The 9,550-nt window shown below is 56.5% G+C and carries 8 protein-coding genes; 3 read left to right on the forward strand and 5 right to left on the reverse strand.

Annotation, left to right across the window (positions count from 1 at the left end; all coding sequences use genetic code 11):
* Positions 1-2,061 (forward strand): M20/M25/M40 family metallo-hydrolase (locus VGM48_RS23695; protein ID WP_331583230.1); only part of this gene is annotated, 2,061 nt, incomplete at its 5' end.
* On the opposite strand, the gene VGM48_RS23700 is transcribed toward VGM48_RS23695, so the two are convergent.
* Genes VGM48_RS23700 through VGM48_RS23710 form a run of 3 tightly spaced genes read right to left on the reverse strand, consistent with a single transcriptional unit; the run spans position 2,058 to position 6,253 of the window.
* Positions 2,058-4,406: an FtsX-like permease family protein gene (locus tag VGM48_RS23700; protein WP_331583232.1), complete on the reverse strand. Its 2,349-nt coding sequence runs from the start codon at positions 4,404-4,406 to the stop codon at positions 2,058-2,060. The genes VGM48_RS23695 and VGM48_RS23700 overlap by 4 nt on opposite strands.
* 6 nt (positions 4,407-4,412) lie before the next feature.
* A complete protein-coding gene (locus tag VGM48_RS23705; protein WP_331583234.1) occupies positions 4,413-5,885 on the reverse strand; it encodes an N-acetylmuramoyl-L-alanine amidase in 1,473 nt (490 codons plus the stop codon).
* On the reverse strand, positions 5,882-6,253 hold the full coding sequence (locus VGM48_RS23710) for a BlaI/MecI/CopY family transcriptional regulator (protein ID WP_331583236.1): 372 nt from the start codon (positions 6,251-6,253) through the stop codon (positions 5,882-5,884). The genes VGM48_RS23705 and VGM48_RS23710 overlap by 4 nt, the downstream gene beginning before the upstream one ends.
* A 94-nt stretch (positions 6,254-6,347) precedes the next feature.
* Here VGM48_RS23710 and VGM48_RS23715 point away from each other — a divergent pair, with 94 nt between their 5' ends.
* Entirely contained in the window at positions 6,348-6,884 is a 537-nt protein-coding gene (locus VGM48_RS23715; protein WP_331583238.1) for a hypothetical protein, read from the forward strand.
* A 69-nt stretch (positions 6,885-6,953) separates the two neighbouring features.
* Positions 6,954-7,796, forward strand: coding sequence for a class I SAM-dependent methyltransferase (locus VGM48_RS23720; RefSeq protein ID WP_331583240.1), 843 nt, complete (start codon positions 6,954-6,956; stop codon positions 7,794-7,796).
* On the opposite strand, the gene VGM48_RS23725 is transcribed toward VGM48_RS23720, so the two are convergent.
* Together VGM48_RS23725 and VGM48_RS23730 are read right to left on the reverse strand one after the other, a co-directional pair.
* Positions 7,777-9,054: a HipA domain-containing protein gene (locus tag VGM48_RS23725; protein ID WP_331583242.1), complete on the reverse strand. Its 1,278-nt coding sequence runs from the start codon at positions 9,052-9,054 to the stop codon at positions 7,777-7,779. The genes VGM48_RS23720 and VGM48_RS23725 overlap by 20 nt on opposite strands.
* Positions 9,055-9,058: 4 nt before the next feature.
* The gene (locus VGM48_RS23730; protein WP_331583244.1) at positions 9,059-9,355 is read right to left on the reverse strand and encodes a helix-turn-helix transcriptional regulator; all 297 of its coding nucleotides are present in this window, start codon (positions 9,353-9,355) and stop codon (positions 9,059-9,061) included.
* Positions 9,356-9,550 lie beyond the last annotated feature (195 nt).

A 9,550-nucleotide genomic window follows, 5' to 3' on the forward strand; every position in this document is an offset into this window, starting at 1 on the left:
ACCGGCGACCTCCTCTTCCTCTACCGCGATGGCGCTTCCGGCAACGGCAACCTCATCCTCGATCGCTACGACACAAAGACAGGCACCTGGACCCGCATGCAGGATAAGCTCATCGACGGCGAGGGAAAACGCAACGCTTATTGGCAGGCCGCACTGGACGCCGCCGGCACCCTCCATCTCTCCTGGACCTGGCGGGAGTCCCCTGACGTTGCCACCAATCATGATATCGCCTACGCCCGCTCCCGGGACGGCGGCCGCAGTTGGGAAACGTCAACCGGTCAACCCTATACCCTCCCCATCACGGCCGCCACGGCCGAATACGCAGCCCGCATCCCTCAGCACAGCGGCCTCATCAACCAAACCTCCATGTGCGCCGACGACGCCGGCAACCCCTATATAGCCACCTACTGGCGGCCCGGTAATTCCCAGGTCCCGCAATACATGGTCGTCTATAAAGACGCCGCCGGCTGGCATAGCACCCAGGCCTCGGCCCGCACCACGCCATTTCTGCTCGGCGGCGCCGGTACCAAACGGGTTCCGTTCTCCCGCCCCCAGATCCTGGTCGACAACAAAAAACTCTTCCTCCTCTATCGCGACGAAGAACAGGGCAGCAGGATAACCCTCGCCACCTGCCCCGACATCGCCACCGGCGCCTTCCATATCCAAAACCTCTCCACCGACAGCTATGCCAACTGGGAGCCCACCTACGACCAGCAACTCTGGGCCGCCAGTCACGAGCTCAACCTATTCGTCCAACGCGTCGGCCAGGGCGACGGCGAAACCCTCGAAAACCTCCCCGCCCAACCCATCTCCGTCCTCGAATGGCAGCCCGGTCTTACTCCCCCCGAAAAAAAGATAGCCGACTATATCGACCACCATATGCAGGACGCCATGCAGCTCCTCATCAACTCCGTCAACATCAATAGCGGCACCCTCAACATCGCCGGCGTCAAAAAAGTCGGCGAAATGTACGCCGTCCAACTCCGCAAACTCGGCTTCACCATCGAATGGGTCAGCGAGCCCGACTCCCTCCATCGCGCCGGCCACTTGGTAGCGACCCACACCGGCAAAAAAGGGAAAAAACTCTTCCTCATCGGCCATCTCGACACCGTCTTCGAACCCGATATGCCCGCGGGCCCTTATACCGTCCTCAACGACAGCACCGCCACCGGCCAGGGCGTCAATGACATGAAAGGCGGCGACGTCATCATCATCACTGCGCTCCAGGCCCTCGAGGCCGCCGGGCAGCTAAAGGACATGAACATCATCGCGTATTTTACAGGGGATGAAGAACGGTCGGGCACACCGCACTCCGAAGCAAGAAAGGATTTCATCGAAAGGGCAAAGACCTGCGACATCGCCCTCGCCTTCGAATCGGCGATGGGCCTCAACACCGTCGCAGCCGCCCGCCGCGGTTCCAGCAACTGGGTCCTCGACGTCACCGCAAAGACGGGCCACTCCGCCACCGTCTTCACCGACTCGGCCGGCGATGGCGCCATCTATGAAGCCGCCCGCATCCTCAATACGTTCCGCGAACAGCTCAGCACCGAAAAATATCTGACGTTCAATCCCGGCTTCATCGTCGGCGGCTCCGGCATCACCGTCGACCCGCAGGATGCCCGCGGCGAAGCCATGGGTAAAACAAATATCATCTCTCCCACCGCGCATGTCACCGGCGATCTCCGCTTCCTCAGCGAAGCCCAGAAGGAAGCCGCCCGCGAAAAGATGCGCGCCATCGTCGCCGCCGCCCTCCCCGGCACCCACTCCACCATCCGCTTCAGCGACGGCCTCCCCGCAATGGAGCCCACCCCCGGCAACCTCCGCCTCGTCGACCAGCTCAGCGCCGTCACCCGCGACATGGGCCTCGGCGAAACCCTGCCCGGCGACCCCGGCGCCCGCGGCGCAGGCGACATCTCCGACATCGCAAAATATCTCGACTGCCTCGATGGCCTCGGCGCCTCCGGCAAAGGCGCCCACCGCGCCGGCGAAACAATCAACCTCCACGAATACCCCCTCCTCATCAAACGCGCCGCCATCTTCATGTACCGCCTCACCCGCTAATCGACTTTCAAGCTCTTCGTCGGATTCATCCTCGCCGCCCTCACCGCCTGCGCACTCACCGTCAGCAACGTAACCCCCACTCCCCCAATCCCCGCCGCCACAAAAACCCAAAAAGAGATCCCCACACGGTACTCATACCCCCGCAGCCACCGATGCAAAAACACCCACGCCACCGGCGCCGCAATACAAAACGCTATGCCTACCAATACCAAAAATTCTTTCGACAGCAGCCCCCACAACTGCACCACACTCGCCCCAAGCACCTTCCGGATCCCGATCTCCTTCGTCCTTTGCTCCGCGACAAACGCGGCCAACCCAAAAAGCCCCAGACAGGAAATAAAGATCGCCAGCCCTCCAAACAACACCGCAAACCTTCCCACCTGCTCCTCCGCCAAAAACTTCGCCCCATAAGCCTCGTCCGCAAACAGGTAATAAAAAGCATCCAGCGGGTCCCAACGATGAAACACGGTTTCGATCCTCGCCAGCGCCTCCTTCATCGGTAATGCCGGTGCGATCCTCACCACCAGGTATTGGATCCGCACATTCGAACTGAGTGTAAAGAACACCGGCGCCACCGGCTGATACGGCGACTCCATGACCAGATCCTTCACCACCCCTACAATAGGATGATCCACGTCGTGCCATCGGATCACCTTTCCAACCGGATCGGCAAGCCCTGTAAACCGAACCGCAGCCTCATTTAAAATAAAAGCCCCGCTATCGGCAACATTCCCCGGCAAAAAATCCCGCCCCTCTTTCACCGTCCATCCGATGGTTCGGCCAAACTCATAACCCACAAACAAGGTGCCGATCGCCGGAACAGTCTTAGGATCACGTCCCTCCCAGTCATAACCCAGCATGGAATTGCGGACATTGGTAGTAGGACTCGAGGTCACCGACAGATCGGCAATAGCCCCCGTCCGTAACAACTCCTGTCGCAATACATCGGCGGCATCGATCAACACCCCCCGCCTCACCGGCAAACTGATTAATCCCTCCCTGCTATATCCTACGGGCCGGTCCTTCGCAAACTCCAATTGCTGGTACACGACGATCGTTCCAATAACAAGACTCATCGATATCGTGAACTGAGCCACCACCAGTGCCTTCCGCGCCAACCTTCCCCGGCGTCCGGAAAATACCTTTCCCGGCTTAAAAGCAGACAGATAGAAGGCTGGATAACTCCCTGCCACTGCTCCCGTAAAACAAACCAGCCCCAGCGCCATCACCCACCACCAGCCATTCCCCCATGGGATTCGCACCGGTCTGCCCGCCATCGTACTAAACCACGACAAGCTCAACATCGTCAGCAACAGCGCCAGCACAAAAGCCATTGCCGCAGTCAACACCGACTCCCCAAGGAACTGTCCCATCAACTGTCCCCGACTCGACCCAAGCACCTTGCGGATCCCGGTCTCCATCGACCGCTTCTCACTCCTCGCCGTACTCAGGTTCATAAAATTGATACACGCAAGCAGCAATACAAAGCAGCCGATAAACCCAAACAGCCGCACGGACTGCAACCGGCCGGCAACCATCTTCCCATTCTCCTCCCGGTCATACAAATGCCATCGGTCCATGGGATGCAAGGCCAACTCTTCCAGGCTCCCTTTTATATGCGGCTTGGTGAGATCCCTGATCTTCGCCGACAAGCCATCAAAAGACACCCCTTCCTTTAATTGTACCATCAGCTGAAAATGATGATTTGTCCAGTCATCGATACTCTCCCTTCCCGGGTTATGAATATTATCCCAGGATAGCAGAAAGTTGTACATCGCGATCCCACTGGTAACAGGCAGATCCTCATACACCCCGCCCACATGCAACACAGTCGAATCGCCTAGGACAAGCGATCTCCCCACCACATCGGCCGATCCGAACAAACCCTTGGCCAGTGAAGCATTCAACAGGATCGCTCCTGGGTCCTTCAACGCCTCCGGGGAACCGGTCATCATCCGCAAACTGAACATCACCGGAAACTGCGCCTGCACCCAGGCCCCCCACCCCCCAAGACTCTTGTCACCATTCCGTAAGGTCTCACCCACTTCGCCTAACAACGATAACCCCGCAAAATCATCCGGATACTGGGTCTTCAACGCCGCTGCCATCGGCACACTCGCATAGGCCCCCACCTCCGTCTTTCCGTTGTACTTACTGATGGACAGTATTTCCCCAAGCCGCTCATGGTTGCGATGATAATGATCGAAGCTCACTTCACCCCAGACCCAGATACCGATCAGCATGGCCACCGCCATCCCCATCGCCAGCCCGATAATGTTTATGGAAGAAAAAAGCGGTCCCTTTCGCAGGTGCCGCCATGCGATCAACAGATAACTCCGCAACATATTTGTTTACTTGTAGTTTGTCACCCCTTGAAGAATATTCCGCGCGATGGTCTCCTGATTGCTTCCGTCGTTGATAAATGCGCGGTCACGCGCATCATCGATATTCCCACATTCGATCAGCACCGCCGGCACAGTCGCGGCCCGCAGGACAAGTACATGCGTCCTGGTCTCCAGGATCTCATTCCCCGTGGTATAGCTTCCCCTGAGCGCATCGATCAACACTCCACCCAGTTTCGCGCTCTGCTGGAAATGAGTATTCTCTTTCGACAGATACACGTTAAAACCAGGCCGCCCATCCCCGCTTTTTGCATCCACGTGCAACGAGATGAACAGGTCGGCTTTCTTCGCTGTCACAAGACCAGCCCGGTAATGCAACGAGGCCTCTACGCTCTTCATCCCGCCCGACAATACATCGGCATCCCGCGTCAGCACAACATTCACCCCGTATTCCGATGACAGCTGCTTCACCTTCCGGGCGATCGCTAAATTGATATCTTTTTCCTTGAGGCCATTCGCGGCGATGGCGCCGTCGTCGACGCCTCCGTGACCCGCATCAATTACAACTGTCATCGGCTTCCCCGGCACATGAGGAGACACGCTTCCCGAGAACGCGAATAAAAGCAAAACCGCAACCGGTGCAACCATCCACTGGCCCAGGCGGCCGGAGCTGGCCGCAGAAAATTGAGTGATCATGGTAATCCGTCTTTTTATAGAGGAAGAAAAAAACGAATGAAAAAGTCCCGTCTGCCGGCTCTCCAGCGTCTGCAGCACCAGCAGCTCTGCATAGGCATAGCGGTCTTCCCCCTCCAAGGCACACCGGTCGGCCTCAAACTCATGGATTGTCCGCAACTCGCGATATATCAGATAAAAGATGGGGTTCACCCAAAACAGGATCATCAAAGGCCGAAGCAACAACAGGTCCAGTGTATGACGCTGCCGTATATGCACCAATTCGTGTCGCAGCATCTGACGCCCTTCGATGCTCTCCGGTTCGATATCCGCATTCCAAAAGATCGTCTTCAAAAAGGAGAACGGCGTCCCCGGCTCTCGCGTCAGCAGAAAAAGAAGGTCCTCCCGCCGCTCCCGGGGATACCGGCGATAAAGCCTGGCGATAAAACCCAGTTCGCGCAAAAAGGCCAATCCCAGCCAGCCCGCCACCAACGCATATCCCCAATACATCCAATGGCCCCAGTCAACCCCACCCGCCGCTGAAAAGCCCCACGCATTGACATCGCTTGCGGGATCTTCCGCCCAATTCCCCGGCACCACCGCATGCAACACATTCCCCAACGCCCGCGCCTCACCCGCCCACGCAAAAAGCCCCGGCAACGGAACCAGCGGCATCACCACCGAAAGCAACACGGCCGAAAGCAGGAACCCCCGGTTCCATCCATGGAACGACCGGTTCCGCAGGAAAAGCCAATAATATCCAAACAACACTGCGGAGATCCCCCCCGACTTCAACATCGCTTCTATCATGGCTTTCCATTTTTAGCGTTCTTGATCTGCTGCAACAGCTCCTCCAGCTCCTGTAAGCTCAGCTTCTTATCATTGACAAACTGTGAGACCAGCTTCGCCGGACTCCCCTCGAAATATCCCTTCACCAGCTGCTGGGCGCTCTTACGGCCATACTCAGCCTTACTCACAGTCGGCTCATAACAATTGTTCCGCCCCTGAACGGAATACTCCACATACCCCTTCTCCACCAGGATCTTCAACAACGTAGCGATCGTATTCGAATGCGGCTTGGGCTCCGGCGTCTCTTCGATGATATCCTTCAAAAAACCCTTTCCGATCTGCCACAGTACCAACATCACCTGCTCTTCCGCTTTTGTCAATGGCTTCATTAACTATTTATTTAGTTATGCCAAACCTATAACTAAATCTTTAGTTGTCCAAATTTTATACTAGAAATTTAAATTTCCCGTTTAAAAGGCAGACATGAGCGCACCCGCGTTCCGCCACCCCCTTCACCCAACCGCCATGAAATACTTTCTTTTCGAGAAGTACACCTTATCCACCAGCCTAACCGTCACCGAGGTCCGCCAGCGGCTGGAGGCCCACCTCACACCCGGACAGAACCTGCCCTTCATATCCCACAAGACTACCCGCCCTTATATCGGCAGCCTCGACACCAACGGTTTCGTCATCCGTCGCGTCCTCGCCTGGCACAACTCCTGGCAACCCATCACAAACGGCCATTTTATAAACACCCCCGAAGGCACCTGCATCACGATCCGCATCCACCCCCATATCATGCCCCTCCTCTTCATGACCTTCTGGACCTTCGTCATCGCCTCCGTCTTCATCGGCGCCGTCTTCGCCTCCGCTCTCCTTTTCGCCCTCTTTCCCCTCAGCCTGCTGATCGCCGCCCATACGCTGATCCTCCTTAACTTCAACAAGGAATCCACAAGAACAAAAAACTTTCTGGCAACCCTGCTTCAAAACTCCCCCGTCAAAACCCTCGACAAGGAATAACCGCCGGCCACCCCCAAATCCCCCACTTGCCCTGTATAAAAAATCGCTATATTTTCAGAAATCTCCCGCATGGAACCCCAACTCGAACAAATCCGCGAACAACAAAAGGCCAGCTGGAACAAATTCTCCGGCGGCTGGCGTAAATGGAACGCCTTTACAATGGACTTCCTCCAACCCACGGGCGACGAGATCATCCGCTGCCTCGCACCAAAAGCCGGCGATCAGGTTCTCGACATCGCCTCCGGCACCGGCGAACCCGGGCTCACCATCGCCGCCCTCGTCAAACAAGGCAAGGTCACCCTCACCGATCTGTCGGAAGATATGCTCGCTGTCGCTCGCGACCAGGCCGCAAGCAAAGGCATCAGGAATATCGACACCATCGTTTGTGACGTCTGTGAACTCCCCTTCGAAGACGCCTCCTTCGACGCCGTAAGCTGTCGCTTCGGATTCATGTTCTTCCCCGATATGGCATTGGCTGCAAGAGAAATGGTTCGCGTACTGAAACCCGGCGGCAGGCTCGCAACCGCGGTCTGGGGCAGCCCCGAAAAAAATCCCTGGGTCACCATCATCATGGGCGTTATCAACCGGACCATGCAACTTCCCCCACCACCACCCGGCGCCCCCGGTATGTTCCGCTGCGCAGCCCCGGGTCTCCTCGCCGGCCTCTTCGAACAGGCGGGACTAAAAAATACAACGGAAAAAGAGATCACCGGCAAACTCGAATGCGGTAGTCCAGAAACCTATTGGGACCTTCATACCGAAGTCGGCGCCCCCATCGTCGCCGCCATGAGCAAGGCAGACGAAAAAACCCGGGAAATAATAAAAAAGGAAACCTTCACCCTCCTGCAACAAAAATTCCCCGGCAACACGGCCATCGACTACGCAGCTACCGTCATTTGCGGCCAAAAATAAAAGCCGGCTCGACCCGCATTACCTCACTCCTCGCGATACCCATCTCCTTCGCAAGCTCCGCCCAACCATCCACCGCCCGGCGCACTTGTTCGATAATCTCCTCCCGGCGCCCGGTCGACAAACGGAACAGCTCCGCCACCTCCCGCGCCAGCTCGAGATCCTGGGCATTATCGGTCTCGGTAATATTCAGATGCAGACCCCTGGAGTTAGGAATGGGGTTGATATCATAGGCAGGCGACAACACCCAACCCTTGGGCGTCAAAAGAAAACCATGATTGCGTAAATGATCATCACTGTTGCTGACGCAAATATTGAATACGATCCGTCGCCATAGTTCTTCCAAATCGGCATCCGGCCTTGCGCCGTTACGGACAATGATCTCCGCCAGCTGAAGATAAGATACCTGTGCATTGGCGTCAGCCCCATCCACCTGACCCAACAGGGTCATCGCCGAAGCAAAATGGACCCGCTTCTGCCCAACCCGGTCAAATCTCTTCGTCAAAAAGGTCTGGTAATCCTGCGTAAATCTTCGCGCATAACCCTCAGCCACATTTACTCCCGCCCTCACGGCCAGTTGATTGACGATAGCCTCCCATCCGCCCGTATCCCGGTCATCATTCAGACTGGGAAACTTTGCTATCCATAATTGTCCATCCGGACCCGCAACACAGGCCTTGGGCCGTGCACCGCCAAGAGAAGCACCCGGCGATAACAGCAGATTCAACCAGTCGGAAAAAACAGGCTCATCCATATCATCCTCTTCCTCCAGCCTTAGACTCGCTTCCTCCAATGTTCTGAGCGAGGTCATCGGCGGAGTGGCCAGTTTCTCGTCCGTATCCAGGAATTCGCCGTCAGCGCTAAGTTTGAACCGAAGCCCGCCCATCCGGTAAAGATCGAATACACCCAGCAGGTAATCAGTTTCCATCAAAGTCCGCGGCCTTCTGTCTTCCCGCCGCGCCAATAAAGCCTCCCGCCGATCCATCAACACCCTCCCCCACCGGTCCGGCGCCGAGTCGGTAAACAACCCGAAATTGGATTTCTCCTCCCGCACATACTGCATCCCCGTATATAAACCAAGATCAGGATCAAGCACCAGCGATTCATTCCTGGCAAGCCACGCAGGGTCATAGGAAAAAGAAAAGATCTCCTTTCCCCTAAGCTGCTCGGAATGGATGATCCCCATCAATACCGCCCCCCCAAGTTCAACCCAATCCCCATAAACCAGCATTTTCCTTGATGAGGAAACCGTCTTTGCCATCGTTCTATTTTTTAAGCAGGCCCGCGTCCTGCAATTTTCTTCCCAACGGATCATCCGCCGCAACCCGAAGCAGGTCCCGGTCCAGCCCCAGCACAAAAAGCACCTGCAAATACGAACTCATCGCAACCCCGGGATTCCCCTTTTCGATCAGCTGAAGCGTCGACCGGGCAATTCCCGCCCGCTCCGCCACCTGCGATTCGGTCAACTTCCGACGTCTCCGGGCAAGTTTAATATTCACCCCCAGGACCATCAGAACCTTCCCCGCAGAAGGAAGTAACAAAGATCGTTTACTTTTCGCCATTGACCGATATTTCCTCCAAAGATACACCTTTTGCCCGGGATATCCTCCATCCCCACCCCTCCCCCCACAAATTTTCCCCCATTAACCACTACAAAACCCACCCCCAGTCACCCCTCCCGACCGATATTACCTCCAAATCTACCCCATTTTGACTGAAATATCGTCCATTCCGCCTCCCCCAAAAAGTCCCACCCA

Origin of the sequence: Puia sp., from assembly GCF_036500295.1 — a bacterium.
Taxonomy (GTDB): domain Bacteria; phylum Bacteroidota; class Bacteroidia; order Chitinophagales; family Chitinophagaceae; genus Puia.